This is a genomic window from Wolbachia endosymbiont of Cylisticus convexus, assembly GCF_003344345.1.
This window is the reverse complement of record NZ_QPIP01000020.1, coordinates 1-21,334: the sequence shown is the minus strand read 5'-3', so window position 1 is coordinate 21,334 and position 21,334 is coordinate 1. Positions and strand designations below refer to the sequence as shown.

At 33.3% G+C, this 21,334-nt stretch carries 18 protein-coding genes and 1 pseudogene; 9 read left to right on the top strand and 10 right to left on the bottom strand.

All coding sequences use genetic code 11. From position 1 onward, the window contains the following. Together Wcon_RS03520 and Wcon_RS03515 are read right to left on the bottom strand one after the other, a co-directional pair. On the bottom strand, positions 1-1,297 hold a 1,297-nt coding region (locus Wcon_RS03520; protein ID WP_114517239.1), incomplete at its 3' end, for an IS4 family transposase. Positions 1,298-1,397: 100 nt separating this feature from the next. Next, the gene (locus tag Wcon_RS03515) at positions 1,398-1,592 is read right to left on the bottom strand and encodes a hypothetical protein (protein ID WP_114517238.1); all 195 of its coding nucleotides are present in this window, start codon (positions 1,590-1,592) and stop codon (positions 1,398-1,400) included. A gap of 209 nt (positions 1,593-1,801) precedes the next feature. Here Wcon_RS03515 and radC point away from each other — a divergent pair, with 209 nt between their 5' ends. Beyond that, complete coding sequence (gene radC / locus Wcon_RS03510) at positions 1,802-2,497, top strand: RadC family protein (protein WP_114517237.1); 696 nt, start codon at positions 1,802-1,804, stop codon at positions 2,495-2,497. Positions 2,498-2,700: 203 nt separating this feature from the next. On the opposite strand, the gene gatB is transcribed toward radC, so the two are convergent. Both gatB and pdhA read right to left on the bottom strand, forming a co-directional pair. After that, positions 2,701-4,125: an Asp-tRNA(Asn)/Glu-tRNA(Gln) amidotransferase subunit GatB gene (gene gatB, locus Wcon_RS03505; RefSeq protein ID WP_114517236.1), complete on the bottom strand. Its 1,425-nt coding sequence runs from the start codon at positions 4,123-4,125 to the stop codon at positions 2,701-2,703. 207 nt (positions 4,126-4,332) lie between these two features. Then, on the bottom strand, positions 4,333-5,313 hold the full coding sequence (gene pdhA, locus Wcon_RS03500) for a pyruvate dehydrogenase (acetyl-transferring) E1 component subunit alpha (RefSeq protein ID WP_114517235.1): 981 nt from the start codon (positions 5,311-5,313) through the stop codon (positions 4,333-4,335). A gap of 65 nt (positions 5,314-5,378) precedes the next feature. On the opposite strand from pdhA, the gene hemJ reads away from it, so the two are divergent. From hemJ to Wcon_RS03465, 7 genes are all read left to right on the top strand, one after another. Next, positions 5,379-5,807 carry a protoporphyrinogen oxidase HemJ gene (gene hemJ / locus Wcon_RS03495; RefSeq protein WP_114517234.1) on the top strand — a complete coding sequence of 143 codons (429 nt, stop codon included), beginning with the start codon at positions 5,379-5,381 and terminating at the stop codon, positions 5,805-5,807. A gap of 176 nt (positions 5,808-5,983) precedes the next feature. After that, the gene (locus Wcon_RS03490; RefSeq protein WP_114517233.1) at positions 5,984-7,498 is read left to right on the top strand and encodes an HlyD family type I secretion periplasmic adaptor subunit; all 1,515 of its coding nucleotides are present in this window, start codon (positions 5,984-5,986) and stop codon (positions 7,496-7,498) included. A 533-nt stretch (positions 7,499-8,031) separates the two neighbouring features. Beyond that, the gene (gene coxB / locus Wcon_RS03485; protein WP_114517232.1) at positions 8,032-8,796 is read left to right on the top strand and encodes a cytochrome c oxidase subunit II; all 765 of its coding nucleotides are present in this window, start codon (positions 8,032-8,034) and stop codon (positions 8,794-8,796) included. A gap of 15 nt (positions 8,797-8,811) precedes the next feature. Next, positions 8,812-10,362 carry a cytochrome c oxidase subunit I gene (ctaD, locus tag Wcon_RS03480; protein WP_114517231.1) on the top strand — a complete coding sequence of 517 codons (1,551 nt, stop codon included), beginning with the start codon at positions 8,812-8,814 and terminating at the stop codon, positions 10,360-10,362. A gap of 1 nt (position 10,363) precedes the next feature. Further along, positions 10,364-11,251 carry a heme o synthase gene (locus Wcon_RS03475; RefSeq protein ID WP_114517230.1) on the top strand — a complete coding sequence of 296 codons (888 nt, stop codon included), beginning with the start codon at positions 10,364-10,366 and terminating at the stop codon, positions 11,249-11,251. A 175-nt stretch (positions 11,252-11,426) separates the two neighbouring features. Beyond that, on the top strand, positions 11,427-11,864 hold the full coding sequence (gene rnhA / locus Wcon_RS03470; RefSeq protein ID WP_114517229.1) for a ribonuclease HI: 438 nt from the start codon (positions 11,427-11,429) through the stop codon (positions 11,862-11,864). After that, complete coding sequence (locus Wcon_RS03465; protein ID WP_114517228.1) at positions 11,857-14,784, top strand: YhdP family protein; 2,928 nt, start codon at positions 11,857-11,859, stop codon at positions 14,782-14,784. Before rnhA ends, Wcon_RS03465 begins: the two co-directional genes overlap by 8 nt. A gap of 229 nt (positions 14,785-15,013) precedes the next feature. On the opposite strand, the gene Wcon_RS12770 is transcribed toward Wcon_RS03465, so the two are convergent. From Wcon_RS12770 to Wcon_RS03435, 6 genes and pseudogenes are all read right to left on the bottom strand, one after another. Beyond that, positions 15,014-15,427: a YqaA family protein gene (locus Wcon_RS12770; protein WP_114517227.1), complete on the bottom strand. Its 414-nt coding sequence runs from the start codon at positions 15,425-15,427 to the stop codon at positions 15,014-15,016. Positions 15,428-15,433: 6 nt separating this feature from the next. Continuing rightward, positions 15,434-16,797: pseudogene (cysS, locus tag Wcon_RS03455) on the bottom strand (cysteine--tRNA ligase). Next, complete coding sequence (locus tag Wcon_RS03450; protein WP_047758945.1) at positions 16,790-17,446, bottom strand: exopolysaccharide biosynthesis protein; 657 nt, start codon at positions 17,444-17,446, stop codon at positions 16,790-16,792. Before Wcon_RS03450 ends, cysS begins: the two are co-directional and overlap by 8 nt. A 154-nt stretch (positions 17,447-17,600) precedes the next feature. Next, positions 17,601-18,695, bottom strand: a complete 1,095-nt coding sequence (locus Wcon_RS03445; RefSeq protein ID WP_114517225.1) for a hypothetical protein — start codon at positions 18,693-18,695, stop codon at positions 17,601-17,603. Between the two features lie 249 nt (positions 18,696-18,944). Beyond that, a complete protein-coding gene (gene tatA / locus Wcon_RS03440) occupies positions 18,945-19,112 on the bottom strand; it encodes a twin-arginine translocase TatA (protein ID WP_006013840.1) in 168 nt (55 codons plus the stop codon). Between the two features lie 143 nt (positions 19,113-19,255). Then, on the bottom strand, positions 19,256-19,999 hold the full coding sequence (locus Wcon_RS03435) for an ABC transporter ATP-binding protein (protein ID WP_047758943.1): 744 nt from the start codon (positions 19,997-19,999) through the stop codon (positions 19,256-19,258). 383 nt (positions 20,000-20,382) lie between these two features. On the opposite strand from Wcon_RS03435, the gene Wcon_RS03430 reads away from it, so the two are divergent. Then, positions 20,383-21,321 carry an IS110 family RNA-guided transposase gene (locus Wcon_RS03430; RefSeq protein WP_114516788.1) on the top strand — a complete coding sequence of 313 codons (939 nt, stop codon included), beginning with the start codon at positions 20,383-20,385 and terminating at the stop codon, positions 21,319-21,321. Positions 21,322-21,334: the final 13 nt, after the last annotated feature.

Here is a 21,334-nt window from a genome sequence, read left to right as displayed (position 1 = left end):
AAGTTAAGGTGGATACCCTAGTTTTTCTGTACTTGTCTTTTAATGAAAATTGCGACCAAGTTATGGTAAGCTTTTTGAGAAAAATATTTAAGCCTTTAATTTTATTATTTAGTGCTAAAAATAACTCTCTAACCCGTCTTTTTAGCTCAATAAATGCCTTTGTTAAGCTAAGCTCCGTATTTTTTTTCAGTTCTGTGCAACCCACTATTCCATGAAATATAAGAATTGCACACAATTTGGCATATAGCTCACATAATACTCTGTATGGCTTTCCTCTCAGCTTATCAAGCCTTATATTACTCTTATATAATTTGAACAATAATTCAATTTGCCATCTTATTCGGTAAACTACTAGTATTTGCTCAGCATTAATCTTACTTTTTGGAACATTAGTTATAAATATCGACCAATTTAGTAACTTTTGGTTCCTTTGAGAAGATATGTATCCATGTGATCTTGCTAACTTATTAGCCTTTCTTCTTCTAACCATAGCTTGTTCTTCAGTTAGTTTTTTACATATAATTCTCACTTTAACCTTTGTTTCTTTTTCTAACAATACCTCCTGTTCTAGAAAAGATCGATCTTCCAAATGTTCTAGTAAATCTATTTTTTGACCTGTCTCTATATCATATATGTTGGTATCGGATTTATAACGACTTATGAAATAAGCTCCTATTTCATTGATTTGTTTAAAAGAACTTGGCACAAAATAACCCAAATCAGATATTAGTAAATCGTTGCTCGATATATTGCTTAAATGGCTTCTATAACCCTGATCTGACCTTATTCCTTCAGTTATATTAAGCTGGTCTAATGTCTGGTTTAGGTAGTCAAAAACTAATTGTAACTTTATTCCAGACTTAGTATTGCTTTCATAACCACTGTAGCTATAACCTTTATACATGTCTTCCATACTGTTAGGTAAGCTAATATAGCTGCTGTCTAATACCTTAACACCTCCAAAGTGCTTCAAGATTCTGCAATCAACTTGTAAGGTATTTTTAAGTAACGTTAAAGATTCATTATACATTCTTTTCATGAATTCCACTGCTTCCTTAGTAAATCTAAAGTCCAGACCTTGTTTTGTTATATTTATCGAGTCTTCATTTAATAATTGACACACTGTCTCTATACTACAATTATCAACCCCTATATTACCCAAAACGATGGCTTTTACGAACGACGAGCCTTTTAGCTTTCTCTTTCTTTTTATGAACCCTGTTGTAGCTGAGATTTTATCTGCTTTTTCATTAAAAAATTCTTTGAGCTTTTTTGAGATGCAAACTATTCTTTTCATTGTATAAGTTCTCCCTTTTCTTTGTTAAATTTAAGAGAACTTATATCTTCTTTTTCTTTTCTTTACACCAACTTTATCTCACTTCTTCTTAACTTGACGCCTATGGTTTATTTAACACTCCCAACTCAAACAAGGGGGATAGGACTATGACTTCTACCAACCAATAATAGCGCTTATCCACTAATGGCTCAATAGCTGCTGTTGTTGTTACTACTATTGTCATTAACGCTATAGTAACTCCTAAGCCAAACTTAGATACTGTATTAATTACTTTTTTATCTTGGTTTTTAACCATACCTAATAAACATTTAAATATTCTATGTCATATATACTTAACCATCCAATTCTGCAATATATATTTATATCATGTCTTTAAAGATCTTTGATTGACTTTTAATGCACTTCATTCTATATAATTAAAACATTTCAAGTTACCAGACATGCCGAATCTAAAGATAATGGTGTAAATTTTGGGTCCAGCATCTTTATTTCTTATTATAAATAATGAAAGATTACAAAAAAGGGCATAGAAAGCGCTTAAGAGAGAGAATCATTTCAGATAATGGACAATCGTTGCTTGATTATGAGGTTTTAGAACACATTTTATACTCAGCATACAGTAGAATTGATGTAAAGCCAGTGGCAAAGAGTTTGATAGAAAATTTTGGCAGTTTGAATAAAGTTTTTAATGCCGATTTAGAAGCACTGCAGAATATTGAAGGAGTTAATAATGCAGCTATATCGGCTATCTTTTGTGTAAAACAGGCTTTTGTTCGCTCTGCACGAGAAGAAATAAAGGACCTACCTATAATCAACAATTGGAAAAAACTCCTTGATTATTTAAAAGTAAGTATAGGAAGCCTCAATAAAGAAAATTTTCGCGTTATCTACATGAATAAAAAATATCATCTAATAGGGGAAGATCTGCAAAACTTTGGTACAGTAGATCAAACTCCTCTTTATGTTAGAGAGATCATAAAACGTGCACTTTTGATTGGCTCAACGTCCATTGTAATATCCCACAATCACCCAAGCGGAGATGCACAGCCTTCAAGCAACGATATTTCTCTCACCAAACAATTAGCAGAAGCTTGCAAAAATGTAGGGATAGAATTAATAGATCACATTATTATTACATTCAGTAGCTATTTTAGTTTCAAGGAAAATAGGCTGTTGTTACAGCAGGGGAAACAGATCTAAATGTATAGGCTACTTCCTTATTATGAAGGTTAAGCTAAAATGCACTTGTTAAAGCATTTAAGACAATAAAAAACGCCAATTTAAAAAATAGATAGTGAATAACTGGCTAACAGGGTTTCTTTTATGTTATTACACACATATATCATAGAATAGATCTGAGAATATCTACAAGATGTACTACCGATGCGAATAGAAAAATGTGACTAATTACTTAATCTTTCACTCAAAACTGAATTCACAACATCAGGGCTGGCTTTTCCATTAGTGGATTTCATGGCTTCACCAACAAAAAAACCATACAATTTTGTTTTACCGCTCTTATATTCTTGAACTTTACTTTGGTTGTCATTGATGATTTTATCAATTACTTCTGAAATTTGACATTTGTCAGTTATTTGCTTGAGATCCTGCTCTGCTATAATAAGGGATGCAGGCTTTCCAGTTTCAAACATAATATCAAAAACTTGTTTGCCAAGTTTAGCAGAGATCGTTCCATCAACGATAAAATCGAGGAGCCCAGATAAGGCAGCTGCTTTAATTGGGGAGCTGACAATATCAGTATTTGCTTTGTTTAAACGACCGAAAAGCTCGACGGTTAACCAGGTAACTGCAATCTTTGAATTGTGCTTTTTTACCAATTTTTCAAAATAATCAGCAATTTCTTTATCAGAAGTGATAACGTCTGCATCGTATTCATTGATACCTAATTTCTCAATGTATCGCAGTTTTTTTTGATCTGGCAACTCAGGCAAAGATGATTTAATAGAATCAATTTTGTCTTGGCTTATTTCAACAGGTAGCAAATCAGGTTCAGGGAAATATCTGTAGTCATTTGAATCTTCTTTGCTTCTCATCACTTTTGTTTTTCCTAAAGTGACATCAAACAGTAAGGTATCTTGACTTATTTCTCCTCCGCTTTCTAAAATTTTGATCTGCCTTTGTGTTTCATAATCTATAGCTTGTACAATATAGCGTATTGAATTTAAGTTTTTTATTTCACAGCGGGTGCCAAATGCGCTACTACCCTTTGGACGAACAGAAATATTTGCATCACAGCGAAGTGATCCCTTTTCCATATCACCATCACATGAACCGATGTAACGTAAAATCTGTCTCAATTTTTTCATGAATTCTGCGACTTCTGCAGATGATCGTAGATCCGGCTCTGAAACAATTTCCATTAAAGCAACCCCTGCACGATTTAAATCCACGTAAGTTTTGCTTTCTTCATGAATGCTCTTACCTGCATCTTGCTCTAAGTGAATTCTTGCGATTCTTATTTCTTTTTCATTATTATTGATAAACACTTTGCCGTTTTTAACTATTGGCTCAAAGAACTGGGTTATTTGATAACCTTGTGGTAAATCGGGATAAAAATAATTTTTCCGATCAAAGTAAGAGAATTTATTAATTTCTGCAGAAAGTGCAAGACCGGTGCATATTGCTTGCTCTATGCAGAAATAATTTAACATTGGCAATGTACCTGGCATTGCTGCATCAACTAGAGAAACTTGGGTATTGTGCTCAGCACCAAATTCCGTTAGTGAACTAGAAAATAGCTTTGTCTTAGAAGAAACTTGAGCATGCACCTCAAGTCCAATTACTGTTTCCCAGTTCTCTTTTGTCATGTATTTTATTCAACTAATAACCTCTATATTCTGCAAAATGGCACAAAAAGTCAAAATAAAACTCATTTAACCTATGATTTAAGAGCAGTGTATATCAAGAATACAAAAATTACTTTACAGTTTCTATTGGCTAGGGTTGTTATAATAGAGTTATACGCAGCCAAAACTATCTATAGTAGGCTAAAACATAATTTTGATGGCAACTGATTAGCTAACAAATTTATAAACATCAGTATATAGCTCATCAATGCCTGGCTCTTTACTATTTTTAGCAAAATCTTCTGACTTTTTCACTAAATCTCGTATTTCCTTATCAATGGCTTTGCATTCTTCTTCTGAAGCAAATTTATTATTTATCATGTACTTCTTTAAAGTGCTTATAGGGTCATGATTTTGCTTCATATCTTCAACTTCTTCTTTTAAGCGATAAGTAGCAGGGTCTGACATTGAATGGCCACGATATCGATATGTCTTCATTTCAAGCAGGATAGGCCCTTTTCCGCTGCGTGTGTATTCAACTGCTTCGCTTGTAGCCGCATAAACAGAGAAAAAATCCATTCCATCAACTTGTTTTCCAGGAATACCAAAACTTTCTCCTCTTTTATATAACTCTGTTACTAAAGTTGATCTTTGCACAGAAGTTCCCATTGCATATTCATTATTTTCTATGATGTAAATTACAGGTAATTTCCATAAAGCTGCCATATTAAATGATTCATATACTTGTCCTTGATTTGCAGCACCGTCACCAAAATACGTGAATACCACGTTATCTTTTTTCTTATATTTATTAGCAAATGCTATTCCTGTGCCAATTGGAACTTGCGCTCCTACTATTCCGTGTCCGCCGAAGAATTTTTTTTCAACATCAAATATGTGCATAGAGCCACCTTTACCTTTTGAACATCCCGTTTCTTTGCCGGTAAGCTCTGCCATCACAACATTCGGATCAGAATCACATGCGAGCATTAAACCATGGTCTCTATAGCTTGTAATAAAAACATCACCAGACTTTGATGCAGCTTGAGTCCCAACTGCAACTGCTTCTTGCCCTATTGATAGGTGACAGAACCCGCCTATTAATCCCATTCCATATAATTGTCCTGCTTTTTCCTCAAATTTGCGTATGAGCAGCACTTTTCTGTAAAACCCAATCACTTGCTCTTTAGTGAAATTTCCTGCTTTCATATTGACTTTCTTTTATTAAACTGAGATTATACCAGGAATTTTTAACATTTTGTAATACTATCTATATGGACTACTATCACTGGATTGAAGCTTTTCACGTTATCTCTGTAATTATGTGGATGGCAGGTATGCTCTATTTGCCTAGACTATATGTCTATCATGCAACTGTAAAGCGAGAATCAGAAAATGATAGTTTGCTTCAAATAATGGAGAAGAGACTACTTAGATATATCATAAATCCTGCAATGCTTTTCTCGCTTAGTTTTGGAATTATGCTAATGATTATTAGAGAAGCATACCGCGAAGGGTGGTTTCATGTAAAAGCACTAGCATTATTCTTTATGTTTGTTATCCATGGTCTACTTGCAAAACATAGGAAAAATTTTGTAATGGGGTCAAATAAAAAAACTCACGTTTATTTCCGTGTTTTAAACGAAGCGGTAACAGTGTTAATAATGATTATAGTTATTATGGTTGTTGTAAAACCGTTTTGATTGTTTCTTTATGTTTACTAGTCTAGCGTGTGCTAGCTTAATAAGAGCTCAAACGCTAAAAAATTGTTACTAAATAGTTTATTCTGATGTTCCATAGTCTGAGTAAAGTGCTTAAGTTATAGATTCTTTGTTTTTGTGTGTTATCCTGATTAACAAGAATTCACAGTAGTACTATAATGAGTAAGTTAAAAAAGCTTAGTGCTGGATTTTCTTTGACAGGCCTGATTGGCAATGATGATATAGATATGCAAGGAGCAGGAAATAGAAAGAAGAAATATCCAAAATTTTTGGATAAGACGTTTGCATGGATCGATGCAATAGTAAATTTTATTTTTAAACGCGAAAGTAATAACGTAAATGAAGTACTGAAAGTCACATGGGGGCCACTATTTTTTGGTTTAGTAGTGATACTCATCTTTTTTGGAGTAGGTGGTATTTGGTCGGCTATAGCTCCAATTGACGGGGCAGTGCATGCAAGTGGAGAAGTTATTGTATCTTCAAATAGGAAAATAGTTCAACACTTGGGTGGAGGAATAATAAGCAAAATTTTAGTAAAAGAGGGCCAAGCAGTTAAAAAAGATGAGCCTTTAGTTTTATTAAGCGATGTTAACGAGAAGGCGAATTTAAGTATTATCAAAGAAAAGCTTTTATCATTTTTGGCAACCGAGGCAAGGCTTCTTGCAATCAGAGTAGATTTGGACACACTCGAATTTTCTGATGAGGTTAAAAGATTATCTGACGATGAGCTTGTAAATAAAGTGATAAGAAATCAAGTGAAGTTATTCAACTCTCAGAGAAAGAGCATATTAGGAAAAACAGATATATTACAACAGCGTATAAAGCAGTTAAATGACGAATTGGCAGGGTTAAACTCTCAGCTTAATGCGGCTCACAAACAATATGACTTAATAACTGAAGAATTGGAAACAAAAAGGCAATTACTTGATAGTGGCCATATAGGCAAACCGCACATTTTGGCTTTAGAAAAGCAGTTTGCTGAAATTGAGGGCAGAGTTGGGCATTACCGTGCTGCAATATCTCAAGTGCAGCAAAAAATTGGAGAGAACGAATTAGAAATTATAAACGTGAGAAATGATTCTCAAGAAAGAGCGAACGCTGAACTTAAGGAAGTTAGCACATCTATTGCAGACTTGAAAGAGAGGCTGATGGTTGCTGAAGATTCATTAGCGCGTACAACAATTAAATCGCCTCAAGATGGGATAGTCACAGATATAAGATACCACACTGAAGGTGGTGTTATACAATCTGGAGTTCCAATCATGAGCGTAGTGCCATCGGATGATGACCTGATAATAGATGCTAAAATTCAAACTAGAAACATAGAAGAGATACTGTCGGCACAAAAGAAAGATAGCAACATAGTCTCTATTGACGGGCTAGAAGGGCTAAAGGTTAAAGTCCGGTTAAGTGCTTACAGTGCACGTCGTTTAAGTCTAATTAATGGTATAGTAAGCCATATTTCTCCTGACGCTCTTGATGATCCAAGACTAGGGCGTTATTATTCAGTGCGTGTAGTGATACCAAAGTCAGAGCTTGCTCAGTTTAAAAACGTATACCTATATCCTGGTATGCCAGCAGAAGTGTACATAGTTACTCAATCCCGTACTCTTTTATCATTCTTGTTTACGCCTATACTTGCAACAGTCGACAAGTCTTTCATAGAGAGATAGTTTATTTGGCTTTTCTAAAAAGTTTGCTTACACAGTTTAATATGCAAAAAAAAATTTATATACAAGTAGTGTATTCTTTTACAGTTATTTTCTATAATATGTAAAACTTTGGTTCAAGATGTAGATGCTAACGTGAGTATTAAAGGTTAGTTAGTAAGCTCAAGTATATAATATAACTAAGGAATAATGTTATTAAAAGGGGTTATTAAGGTTTTTATCTCAATAAATTATAAACAAGTAAATTTGCCATAAAGTTTAATAGTGTCTGTTACTGCTTTTAGGTGTGAGGCTAGAGGGTTATTAGCAGTAACAGACACTATTAAACTTATTATAGAATTTCCTTAAAGTAAATACTTAACCAAAAATATTATAATATTTTAACTTAAAATAGATTCATGTAAATGCTTTTTCCCTCAAGTTAGTATTGTATTATTATACTTATTAAATGCTAAAAAAACATTAATCATCATTAATCTCTATTTGCATAGTAAGTTTATGTATACTATTATATAGTTAGTTTTACAGCAAAAAATATGGTGAAGTTATTTGCATTATTGATAATGTTTTACTCAAACATATCAGCTGCTTCTGCTCCTACTTCTTGGCAATTTGGATTTCCTACACCTGCAACTGAGATAATGGAGGTTGTAGTTAAGTCACATTCGTTTGTGATGAGTGTAATGATTGCAATCATGCTTTTTGTATGGACACTGCTTGCTTATGTAGTATTTCGTTTTCGTAAGAGTAAAGTGAAAAATGTAAGTAAAACGAGTCATAATATCTTTTTAGAAATTGTCTGGTTTGTTATACCAACGATTATTGTTGGAGTATTGGCTTTTAAAAATGCTGAATTAATTAAACTACAGGAGAAAGTGCCAAAGGCTGACATCACACTGAAAGTTATTGGTCATCAATGGTATTGGAGTTATCAGTACCCAGAATATCAAGGTGTTTCATTTGACAGCTATATTAAAGGAAAAGACGACTTTATCGAAGGGGATTTGAAACTATTCTCTGTTGATAATAACGTTGTTTTACCTGTCAATACTAACGTTCGTTTGCAAGTGACAGCAGGAGATGTAATACATAGCTGGGGAGTACCGGCTTTTGGTGTAAAAATTGATGCAATACCAGGTAGGCTAAATGAAGCATGGTTTAATGTTACAAAGCCCGGTATTTATTATGGGCAATGTTATGAATTGTGTGGTCCAGGCCATGGTTTTATGCCAATTGTTGTTGAGGCAGTGAGTAAAGAGGATTTTAATAAGTGGATCGAAAATAAAAAATTAGTGAGTTAAATTTGGAGTATAAATATGAGTGATGCACCAGAAGGTATAAGACGTTGGCTATTTTCTACTAACCATAAAGACATAGGAACACTGTACATTGTTTTCTCCATATTAGCTGGAATTATTGGTGGATTATTATCAGTGATTATTCGTACTCAACTAATGCACATTAATATACTTAACAGTAACTATCAATTATATAACGTGATGGTTACAGGACATGCAGTAATAATGGTGTTTTTTATGATAATGCCAGCTCTAATGGGAGGATTTGGTAATTGGTTTGTGCCTCTCATGATTGGTGCGCCAGACATGGCATTTCCTCGTATGAATAATTTAAGTTTTTGGTTGTTAGTGTCATCTTTTATTTTGCTCATCCTCTCGGTATTTGCAGGTGAAGGTCCTGGAACAGGATGGACTTTATATCCACCTTTGTCGCAAATTATGTCTCACCCAAGTGCAGGAGTTGATCTTGCTATACTTGCACTTCATGTTGCTGGTATGTCATCAATTGTTGGGGCGATCAACTTTATAGTCACTATATTCAATATGCGTGCAAAAGGCATGTCACTCACTAAGATGCCACTATTTGTTTGGTCTGTTTTACTAACGTCATTTATGTTAATTGTTGCCTTACCGGTACTTGCTGGTGCTATAACTATGCTGCTCACTGATCGTAATATAGGTACTTCTTTTTTTGATCCTGCTGGTGGCGGTGATCCTGTGTTATTTCAACATCTGTTTTGGTTTTTTGGTCATCCAGAAGTTTACATAATTATTTTTCCTGCATTTGGCATCATAAGCCAAGTCGTATCAACTTTTTCCCATAGGCCAGTATTTGGCTATAAAGGAATGGTTTATGCAATGATAGGCATAGCAGCGTTTGGCTTCATGGTTTGGGCTCATCATATGTTTACTGTTGGGCTTAGCGAAGATGCTGCTATATTTTTTAGCACCAGCACAATTTTCATTGGTGTTATAACTGGTGTAAAAGTCTTTAGTTGGATTGCAACTATGTGGGGTGGGGCGATTGAATTTAAGACACCAATGCTATTTGCATTAGGTTTTATTTTCATGTTTGTTGGAGGTGGTATAACCGGAATAATTCTTTCTCATGGTGGAATAGATAAGCTTTTGCACGATACCTATTATGTTGTTGCTCACTTCCATTATGTTATGTCACTGGCTGCCTTATTCGGAACCTTCGCTGGCTTTTATTATTGGATAGGCAAAATGTCAGGTAAACAATATGATGAGCGCTTAGGTCAAATCCATTTTTGGCTCACTTTCATTAGCACTAACATTACCTTTTTACCTCAGCATTTTCTTGGTTTAGCTGGTATGCCAAGGCGTATACCAGATTATCCTGATGCGTTTATTCCTTGGAATTATATATCCTCAATTGGCTCATATATGTCCTTTGTTTCAGTTATGTTTTTTATATTTATAGTTATACATCTCTTTAAATGGGGCAAAAAAACTGGAAATAATCCTTGGGGAGGTGATACCTTGGAATGGACGGTATCTTCACCACCACCTTTTCATACTTTCGAAAAGCCACCAGTGGTAAAATAAAGTGTACATAAGTGCTTTGTTAAGCGTTGAATCTACAATATTGGACTTTTGGCATTTGCTGAAGCCAAGGATAATGTACCTTGTAGTATTTACTGCAGTTGCTGGAATTGTTGCTGCGCCAGGTAGCATTCATCCTTTTCTTATACTAATATCTCTGATATGCATTGCTCTTGGCTCAGGGTCTGCAGGTGCGATAAATATGTGGTATGACAGAGACATAGACTTACTTATGGAGAGAACAAAAAATCGCCCTATACCTTCAGGTAGAGTTTCTGCAGAAAGCGCGCTTGAGTTTGGTATAACTCTTGGGATATTGTCAGTATTTATCATGGCAATAGCAGTGAACTATGTTTCTGCTACTCTGCTTGCAATTAGCATATTATTTTATGTTTTTGTGTATACAGTTTGGCTCAAAAGGCGCACTTCACAAAATATTGTTATCGGTGGTGCAGCAGGTGCTTTTCCTCCAATGATAGGTTGGGCAGTTGTGACTAACTCTGTAAGTTGGGAAAGTTTCATTTTATTTTTAATAATTTTTATGTGGACTCCACCACATTTTTGGGCTCTATCTTTAAATAGATCTGAGGATTATGCAAAAGCATCGATTCCAATGTTTAATGTTATTCATGGCCCGGAAAAAACAAGAAAGTATATATTAATCTACAGCGTGTTGCTGGTATTAATTAGCTTATTTCCAGCATTATTTTTGAAAAAGACCCTGATTTACCTAAGTATGGCAATTATTGAAGGTTGTGTTTTTATTTGGTTTGCTGCATCCGTTATAAGGCTTAAAAGTCATAGCTCGCAGAAAAAAATGTTTTCTTACTCAATTTCTTATCTATTTTTTCTGTTTGCTAGTATTATTTTTTGTTCTATTGACTTATTTTGATTATGAAAGAACACAAAAACTATCTTTTACTTTCTCTTCTAATAATGCTCGTTGTAGCACTTTTTTTTGTTTCTACAATAAAATTTAAAGGTTAGGCTTAAATTGCCTCTATATCTATAAAAATTGTGATTTTATAGAAGCAACGTTATACTTTATTAATTCATTACAGTTAAAGATGAATAAAAAGGAAGTGACAATATACACAGATGGAGCATGTTCTGGTAACCCAGGGACAGGAGGGTGGGCAGCGATCATATTGTTTCAAAATCATAGAAAGGATATTTATGGTAGAGAAGAAAATACTACAAATAATAAAATGGAGTTAACAGCGGTGATCAATGGACTGAAGGTATTAAAATTTCCTTGTAATATCAGTTTGTATACGGATAGCCTCTATGTTAAATATGGTATAACAGAGTGGATAAATAAGTGGAAAATGAACGGTTGGAAGACAAGTAATAAGAAGTCAGTAAAAAATATTGAATTATGGAAAAAATTGGACAATGTTGCTTTGCAACACGAGATTAACTGGAAGTGGGTGAAAGCGCATAATGGTGATAAATATAACGAGGAGGCCGACAGTTTAGCAAGAAAAGCAATAATCGATGCTTAAAAAAATTACTATATCATTTTCTATAATTTTATTATTTATATTTTGCTTCTTTATCTTTTTTAAAGGTGAGGATACTTTGAAAATTAATATTAGTTATATTAATTTTTACATAAAGAAAAAAATATCGAAAATATTTGCCAATTCGGATGTCAACATGGAGAGTACCTCGGTTATTTGGCAGAAAGATGGCAAACTAGTCATTACAGATTTAAAAATAACAAATCCTGATTTTACTATAAAAATACCTGAGCTTTCCGCACATTTTAAGTTAAGTTCTCTATTTAAAACTAGCATAAATTTCTCTCAAGTTTCAGCTGATAATGTGCATGTATGTATCAATCAGAAAAAAGCTGACTTTAAAGCAGTAAACTTCAATCTGCAAAACTCAGTAAAAACAATAAGGAAATTCTTTTTTGACTTAAATGCAGACTCAAGAATTGAAATCACTAACATTGCTGTCAACGAAAACACAGAAGATGAATTTTTTATTGATAAATTGTATATCGGGAAAAGAGAAGATTTTAATATTTCAGACATTCGTGTTTATACAAAAGGTGAAAAGGGATTTCTAGATGATTTATCTATTACGATAAAAAATCGCAATAATTTATTGAATGTGTATGGGGGATTTTATAACCTAAAACTGAAACTATTTAGCAAGTTTTCCACATTAGTTCAAAACTTAGACAAAGATGTAGGCTTCAAAGGAAGCTTTTCAATGAAAATTAATGGAAAGGATGAAGTTGTAGATGGGAACATATACATATTAAACACAGATAATCATCAGAATAAAAACTTAGCTATAACTAATGTAAATGTAAATCTGACATATAGTAATGGAGTAATTAGTGTAAAAAACTTTCATTTTAACTTAAACGGCACGTATCTCTCTTTAATGGGCAAAATGAACTTTAATGCAAATCATACTTTGTTTAGAGTTAACATTAGTAGACTTGTTGCAAAAGATTTATGTACTTATGTGCCAGATGGTATAGTAAATGATAAGTTTAAAAAATGGTATTGCGATAGTATTGATGGAAATATTGTAAATACAATTATAAGTTTTAACGGTAAAATCAACAGCTTAATTAATGGCAATCTATCAGACATTTTAATTGTTGCTGATATAGAAAATGGCAGCGTAAAATTTGATGAAGATTTTGAACAAGTAAAAGAATTAAACGGTGATCTCACTTTCAAGAATAACAGTCTCAAAATTACTGTAAATAGCGCTAAATTTCAGAATTTCACTATTGGTGGTGGTAATATTGCAATGGACTTTCTTGATAAGAAAGATTCAGTTCTAACCATTAATGGCCAAGCTGTAAGTGATGCTTATAGTTTATATGAGCCTATAAGATTTAAGCTGGACAACATGATTAAGGTTACAAGGGACGAGGTAGATGGAATAGCAAAATCTGTATTTAATTTTCGCATTTTTAATCTAAACTCTAGTGACAAAAAGGTAGATTTTTCGGCCAAATTTCATTCTGAAATTGACAATTTGGTCGCTTATAATGAAAGTCTTGGTAAATATGATATTAAGCTCGATTTTGGTAGTGACTTTATAGATTTAAATGGTAGCGGCATGGTGAATAACACACAGCTATTATTTGACCTGAAAAGTAGCAACAAAAATGAAAGTTTCGCCTGGAATTTAATCGGAGATTTACCTGCTCAAATACTTAATTTCGATAGTGGCTACATCAATGTAAATATAGAATCAGTGGTAAATCAAGATAAAACGGGATATATTAATGGTAGTATAGATTTATCAGAGCTTGAATCACGTTCAAGTTATTTAGGGTGGAAAAATCGCTTTGAAGATCACAATAAAGTTTTGTTCTCTGTAAAGTTAAAAGGAGTAAGTGAGTTATTAATAGACAAACTAGACGTTGTAGGAAATGACTTAGATATGAAGTTCAACGGAAAAGTAGAGGATGGAAATTTGTATTTAAGTTCTAGCAAATTTGAATTGCCAGGCAACGATTTTAATGTAGAAATTGAGCTGGGTAAAGAGAAAAACGCCGTAACTATTTATGGCAAGGAAATCAACTTAAGTGATATTTTAGGTTTGCTTGGCAAAAACAATCATGGATTAAACAAAGATGTAGAAATTAATATGAATGTTGACAATGTCATCATGAAAGAAGGCATTGTGATCAAAAATGCTAAGCTGAATGTAACCTGCACTAAAGGTAATTGCAATGGAAGTCAATTTATAGGACAGTTTTTGGAAGATAACAGTAATATACTAGCAGAATATAGTGAAATAGGGCTTGAAATATATTCGGATAATTCGGGTATGCTTTTGCGTTCTTTAGGTATTGGTAAATCAATTAAAGACGGCAAATTATCTCTTTATCTATCTTCTAAGAGAGAAAATGGAGAACATTATGGTATGTTATCTATCAGCAATTTCTATATCAAGGATGCTCCACTACTTACTACTTTATTATCAATGTCCTCACTTCCTGGCATTGTAAATGCTATAAAGAACGAAGGTGTGCATTTTTATAAGTGTAACGCACCTTTTTCATATAAAGATGGCACTATCGAAATTGAGGAAACTTGGCTCGAAGGAGCGGAATTAGGAATTAGCACTAGCGGTACACTCGATATTAAGAGTTATAAATTCCAGGTTGAAGGACAAGTAATACCAGCATACTCAATTAACAAATCTTTGTTGAAAATCCCTATAATCGGAAAACTTCTGACTGGTGGGAAAAGTAGGGGGATTATTTCAATAGACTACAAAGCAAGTGGTGATGATAAGAACAATAACGTATCTGTTAATCCTATCTCTTCGCTAACTCCAAGCTTACTTAAGAGATTATTAGGAGTATTTGATCGTATTATGACAAAAACTAATGAAAGCATTTTAAAAGGTAGTGTGAAAAAGAAACTTAGCTCGATATGACCGGAAGGAAATTTGTTTGTTGTAGATTTGATATGCACTAAATAATAAAAGGTAGGAGAAAACGGTTCCTCTTTTTCTATACGTTTTTATATTACCACTTTGTAAGACTTAATTTAACATATAAAGTAGGAGGATGCTGAGTTGTGCTATTGATTATGTTTTCGATTGTTCAATAATTCTTAAATGTTTATTAGGAAGCTATATGTTTACAAGCGAGTTGATCACTACGCTAAATGGTAAATATTAGATACAACAAACAGAGGAAGTTAGATAAAATAATTAAGGGAACAAGAATATAAAGGTTTAACTTGAAGTAACCGGATAAAATCTCAATCACACTTCCAAGTGCTGGTGTCCACGAAAATAATGCAACTGTACAGATCAGTAGATTCCTTACGATTTTTGGTGTTTTATCTTCGTTCTCTAATTTGTGGTATGATCTCCTGATAAAAATTGTTATTCTACCTAAATACCAGTTAGCTATTCCACCAAGACTGGATCCCAATACTCCAAAAAGTAATATAAGTAGTGGATTGTAATGTGACCTAAAGCATAACATAGTGTAAAGTACAAAACCTTGATGTATGGGTAAGATAAGCGATGATACTAGTCTATCTGTGAACAACAGCAGATAATTTTCCATATGAATTTACCAAGTCGTTGTACCGTCTTCATTGTCAGAAATTGTAACCCCCATTTGTTTCAACTGCTCCCTTATTTTATCTGCAGTATCATAATCTTTGTTTTGTTTTGCTACTTTTCTTAAGTCTATCAATCTTTCTATTTCTTGATGACTCACACCAGCAGTGAACCACTCTTGATAACTTGATTCGAGAAGACCAATAAATCGTGCAGTCTTGATAAAACTTTCAGTTAATTTTAGCCTCTCATTTTCATTACTCGTTTTGTTGATCTCTGTGGCCATTTCATGCAATGTAGCCAAAGCTTCAGGAATATTTAAATCATTTTTTAAAGCCTCTATAAAATCTTTAGAGACTTCCGCATTACTTTCCTCAACACATGTACCACGTAATAATCGATAAAACTTGTTTAAAGTTTCTTGCGACTCAGAGATGACATTTTCTGTCCAATCAAGTGGTTTTCTGTAGTGAGTTTTAAGCAGCGCATAACGTATTACTTCACCCTTTATTCCACTATCTAGCAAATCCCTTACTTTAACTATATTAAGTAAGGATTTGCTCATTTTCTCTTCATTTACCGTAAGAAAACCGTTATGTATCCAATATTTCGCAAAAATTGATCCAGCAAATGCAGACTTACTCTGAGCGATTTCATTTTCATGATGAGGAAATTGTAAGTCTATACCGCCGCCATGAATGTCAAAATCTTTGCCAAGGTAAGCATATGACATTGCTGAACATTCTATATGCCATCCCGGTCTTCCCTCTCCCCATGGGCTACTCCAGTAACTTGAAAGTTTATAGTCAGTATCATTTGCAGGTTTCCACAGTACGAAATCTCCTGGATGTCTTTTACTTTCATCAACTTCAACTCTACTGCCATGATCCAATTCATCAATTTTTTTTCCTGATAATGCACCGTATTCAGGATAAGACTCTATACTAAAATATACATGTTTATTGAATTCATAGGCATGACCAGATTGCAGCAAAGACTCAATTAACTTGATAATGTTATTTATGTTTTCCGTTGCTCTTGGCTCATATGTTGGTTCTGCACAATTTATGCTTCTCATGTCTTCATGAAAAGCCTTGGTGTAATATGTGCTGATGCTTTCTATATTACTACTCTTCTCATTTGCTGCATTGACTATTTTGTCATCGATGTCAGTTATATTACGCACATAAGTAACTTTGCCATAATAAAATTTAAGCAGTCGAAATAACACATCGTAAACAGCAATAGAACGTGCATTGCCTATATGGGCCTTGTCATATACTGTTGGTCCGCAAACGTACATTTTTATATGATCTTGATTGATTGGTATAAAGAACTCTTTTTTTTTGTTAAAGTGTTGTAAAGCCTAACCATATATAAAACTTTTTAGAAAAGAAAATGCTCCGATTATAAGTTGTGGTCCTTTGACTATGACAACAAGAGTAAGTAATAGCCCACATAAAGATAATAAGACTCCCAGTATAGAGAGAAGTCCATCTTTGCTCATAATACCCAGTGAAATGAGAGTTGTGCCAATTGCGGGAATAAAGTTAGTAAGAGGTAATGGAAGAGCTATTGATAATGCACAAAGCAGCATTATAAAAGCTAAAATTTTTTCGCCAGGCCCGTAAAAAATGAAAGACATTCTTGGTTTCATGAACTTTTCTATTTTTTTTAATGCAGGTGAAGTTTTTTCTACCACAAGAGCTAGTGTTGAACGTTGAAAAGATTTTCTTTCTAGCCAATTAGGCATCCAAGGAGAATCAAACCCAAATAGAAGCTGCAGTGCAAATAAGATTAAAGGTATAGAAAGAATAGTTGTGTAGCCAGGTGGAACAGGTATAGGCACCGATAGTGGTAAGGAGAAGATGATTATTAAAATACCAAAACCGCGCTCATGCAAAGCTGTCTTAATATCGAACAATGTTACTTTATCACTAGCATTGTTATTAGTATCTGCAACCTCTTTTAGAATATCGGAAGCCAATTTTTTACTTTTAATTAATTTCTCACTTTTTTGCACAGCTGCCTTTTAGTAAAAATAATTCATAACACAATTATTGCTTTGTTTCAATACACATCTTTATTTTATCATTATACTTGCAGTCGGTGGAGATGAAGTTCAAACAGGTTTCCCTTGCGTGTATATAACGCAAGGGTTAAACTACCTAAAAAAGTTATAGTATATTATTAGTATCTGATTGAGAATAATGACTTTCGTCCAAGTCATTACTTAATTGATCAGAATACAATGAATTCTGCGACAATTCGATAGATTCACTTTCTTCTCCTGTACCAAACACCCATGATATAAAATTTCTAAAAAGAGATGAAAATATACCAGGTTCACTTGTTTGTGTAGATTGACTCTCTTCTGTATTCTCATCTAGCTTAGCAGCTTCTTTTTGCACTTCTCTTTTTTCTCTATAGAGTTCTTTGTTATTATATAGTTTATCTCCTTCTGTTTCCTCTTCCTCCACTATATTTGTTTTTTTATCATCTTCATTGCTTTCTCTAAGCTCTAATGCCTTGTTATGAGCTGGATTTTCATACTCTTCAGTTTGATATTCTTTTATCTCTCCACTATCTATATCTTTTTTGTTTTCTTTTTCTACTTGACTCCCAATCAAATTTCCAACTAATTCAGAGTCTAATGAATTCTTCATACTTGTTAATAGCTCATTTTGGAACACATGGCCCAGCTCATGACCTAAAACAAAGTCCATACCGGCAAATTTGTATACTACTATCGCTTTACCATCAGTTGCACCATAAGCATTATCTGCGTCAATGCCAGCTAATTCATTATATTTCTGGTAATCATTCTTGTTGTTAAAAACATTAACTTCTAAATTTAAAGTTGTTTCAGGTTTGTTTACATCAAACAATTTTTTAAAATTTTCATAAGCAGTATGAATGTCCTTTTGAATTTGGAATTTCTCTTGTGATGACATGTCGTCATACCTTATGTTATATTTTATATCTTCATCTTGAAATGAAAATACTTTTGGTAATACTTCCTCTATAGCTTCTGGTGCTTTATCAAAAATCTTTGACTCTGCAGGCTTATATATCTTATTAAAGAATTTTGGTATACATTGTTCTCTAATGTTATATATATGATTCCCATCCATATCACGAACTTCATAATTGTATACAGGATTTGAGTTGTTTTTGATTAATTGAAACTTTTGTCCATTAGTGTCAATACCTATTTTACCATTATAATCTTCAGAATAGTTTTTGTATTGTTGATTGTTATTTTTACTCATTTTCATACCTCACATTTAAATAACTTTATTTCTACATTATCAACGTAATACACATAAAAATTTATTAATAACAGTGATTGCATTTTTTTCACTACAGAACTTGTTTGTATGTCATATAAAGTGATTGCGAAAATTTCTATAAAGCATTTTAACGGTATTAGAAAAACCAGAGGAAAGAATTAAGTAGAAAATAGCGATACTTTGAACAAATAACACGCACCTTAGTGCGTGTTACGGAGTATGGAGACGCTAACGATCTGGCTCGTTAGATGATAGTTTCTCTGAATCCTTAAGTTCTTGTTTAAGGTTTTTAATGCCTTTTCCTAAATCACCCATAACTTGCGGTAGTCTGCCTGCACCAAACAGAACTAAGATTATTATTAAGACTAAAAACAATTGCCATGGTCCTAAACTCATTTTCACCTCCATTGAAAATATTAACTTTTAGATATTAAAACCTGACTGAAGCCAAGTAACACATGAATTATATCACCTTTATTTAATTATAGGTCAAAATTTTTTGATCTATTTTATAACAGCTTCAGATTAGCTTGAAGAGATTAGGTTTCGTTTAGCTGTAGAGTAAGAGGAAGCTCACTAAAAAACTTTGCTAACGTATCATCTTTAGGCCTATTATATATATAGCTGGGGACTCCTGATTGAATAATTTTACCGTTTTTCATTACATAAATAAAATCTGCAACTTTCAACGCTTCTTGTGGGTCATGAGTTACCATGAGTACAGGAATATTTTTACTTCTAAAAAATGACAATATATGTTGTCTTATTCGGTATTTGAGCAGTATATCTAAATTAGAAAATGGTTCATCGAGCAAAACAACATCAGGATTTTGTGCCATTACTCTTGCTATTGCAACTAATTGCTGCTGTCCTCCTGATAAAGCATGAGGGTACATGTTTTCATATTTTTCTATATTAAATAGCTTCAAGATTTCCAATGCAGTAAAGTATTTTTCTTTCTTAGAAGGACTGCAAATAGCAAAAGTTATATTCTCTATTACTGTTTTATGAGGAAATAATGCAGAATGCTGAAAGATCAATCCGATATTTCTACGCTCTATAGCAATTGATACTTTGTTACTTGCAACTAATTTATCATTTATAATAATGGTTCCATATTTTGGATTTTCTATTCCTGCGATTAATTTTAAAATTGTTGACTTGCCACAGCCAGAATGTCCTAGTAAACAGGCAATACTTCCTTTCTTTACCTTAATGTTTATATCGTTTAAAGCAAAGCCATCTTGATTATTATAAAAATAACTAATATTGTTAACTAGCATTAATCTTTCAATTGGAACCGTGTTATTAAATATAACAGTATTACACTCAAAAAATACAGAAATATTTTTTACTATTATGAATTAATTGTACAGAAGAACTAGGAAGATTAGAGACTTTTTGCTATAATTTTGCATAAATAGTAGAAGACACGGGGCTATAGCTCAGTAGGATAGAGCGTGGATTGTATATTAAATCAAAGTCGCAAGGCTATAATGAGCAAGGAGTGATACTGTCAATTGGATTGATTGATAGAAATCGTAGGAATCTCAGTACACTCCTTGCTTAAAAAATGTAGTACGAACGGTAGGGGGATCTAAAAGATCGAATCACAATCCTGTACATCATTTATATTGTTATTTGATTATAATTTATAGGTGCAAAAATGGCTAGAACAGTTTTTATGGGTATTGATGTTTCAAAAGAGACACTTGATATTTCAATCAACAATAAACATCAGCGTATAGAAAATGCAGAAAAAGCTATATCTGAGTTTATAAAGTCAAAAATAGTTAATGTATTTGTTGAATTATGTGTAGTAGAATCAACAGGCGGTTATGAAAAACTTGTCGTAAAATTGTTACAAGAACATAGTATAGTTGTGCATAGAGCTCACCCAAACCGGGTATATGCGTTTGCGAAAGCTTGTAACCATTTTGCAAAAACAGACAAATTAGATGCAAAATTGCTAGAAAAGTATGCTGAATTTATCACAAAAAACGATGAGGTAGTAGAATGTATAGTTTCACAAAAACAAGAAGAACTAAAAGAACTAAGAGCAATTGAGCGTAATCTAAGCGATGATGTTCACGCAAATATGTGTCGTTTACATAATGTGACAGGAAAAGCCAGAGAATATATAGTAAAGCAGATAGAATTTGCCAAAAAACAATTAGAGCAAGTTAGGCAAGACATAGAAGACATAATAGACTCTGACCCTGGTTTGAAGGAAAAAAGCAAACTTCTAACTAGCTATAAAGGTATTGGACGCAAAATTGCGAGTATCCTACTCATAGAAGTACCTGAGCTTGGTAGATTAGATAATAAAGAAATAGCCTGTCTAATTGGAGTTGCACCAAAAACTAATGAAAGCGGAAGAAAGGTAAGCAAAGCTCAAATCATAGGTGGCAGGTTTTATGCTCGAAAAGCATTATACATGTCTGCTGTGGTCGCAATGCGTCATAACAGGAAAATGAAAGCTCTTTATCAGCGCTTAGTTGCTTCTGGCAAAGCCGCTAAAGTTGCATTAGTTGCTGTCATGAGAAAAATCATTATTTGTTTAAATGCCATGGTAAAAAACAATAGTTTTTATCTTGACGCTTAAGACGGTAGATTCC

Coding starts and splice junctions, on each gene's coding strand:
- Wcon_RS03515 (WP_114517238.1), bottom strand. CDS start 1,592: ATGGTTAAAAACCAAGATAAAAAAGTAATTAATACAGTATCTAAGTTT.
- radC (WP_114517237.1), top strand. CDS start 1,802: ATGAAAGATTACAAAAAAGGGCATAGAAAGCGCTTAAGAGAGAGAATC.
- gatB (WP_114517236.1), bottom strand. CDS start 4,125: ATGACAAAAGAGAACTGGGAAACAGTAATTGGACTTGAGGTGCATGCT.
- pdhA (WP_114517235.1), bottom strand. CDS start 5,313: ATGAAAGCAGGAAATTTCACTAAAGAGCAAGTGATTGGGTTTTACAGA.
- hemJ (WP_114517234.1), top strand. CDS start 5,379: ATGGACTACTATCACTGGATTGAAGCTTTTCACGTTATCTCTGTAATT.
- Wcon_RS03490 (WP_114517233.1), top strand. CDS start 5,984: ATGAGTAAGTTAAAAAAGCTTAGTGCTGGATTTTCTTTGACAGGCCTG.
- coxB (WP_114517232.1), top strand. CDS start 8,032: ATGGTGAAGTTATTTGCATTATTGATAATGTTTTACTCAAACATATCA.
- ctaD (WP_114517231.1), top strand. CDS start 8,812: ATGAGTGATGCACCAGAAGGTATAAGACGTTGGCTATTTTCTACTAAC.
- rnhA (WP_114517229.1), top strand. CDS start 11,427: ATGAATAAAAAGGAAGTGACAATATACACAGATGGAGCATGTTCTGGT.
- Wcon_RS03465 (WP_114517228.1), top strand. CDS start 11,857: ATGCTTAAAAAAATTACTATATCATTTTCTATAATTTTATTATTTATA.
- Wcon_RS12770 (WP_114517227.1), bottom strand. CDS start 15,427: ATGGAAAATTATCTGCTGTTGTTCACAGATAGACTAGTATCATCGCTT.
- Wcon_RS03445 (WP_114517225.1), bottom strand. CDS start 18,695: ATGAGTAAAAATAACAATCAACAATACAAAAACTATTCTGAAGATTAT.
- tatA (WP_006013840.1), bottom strand. CDS start 19,112: ATGAGTTTAGGACCATGGCAATTGTTTTTAGTCTTAATAATAATCTTA.
- Wcon_RS03435 (WP_047758943.1), bottom strand. CDS start 19,999: ATGCTAGTTAACAATATTAGTTATTTTTATAATAATCAAGATGGCTTT.
- Wcon_RS03430 (WP_114516788.1), top strand. CDS start 20,383: ATGGCTAGAACAGTTTTTATGGGTATTGATGTTTCAAAAGAGACACTT.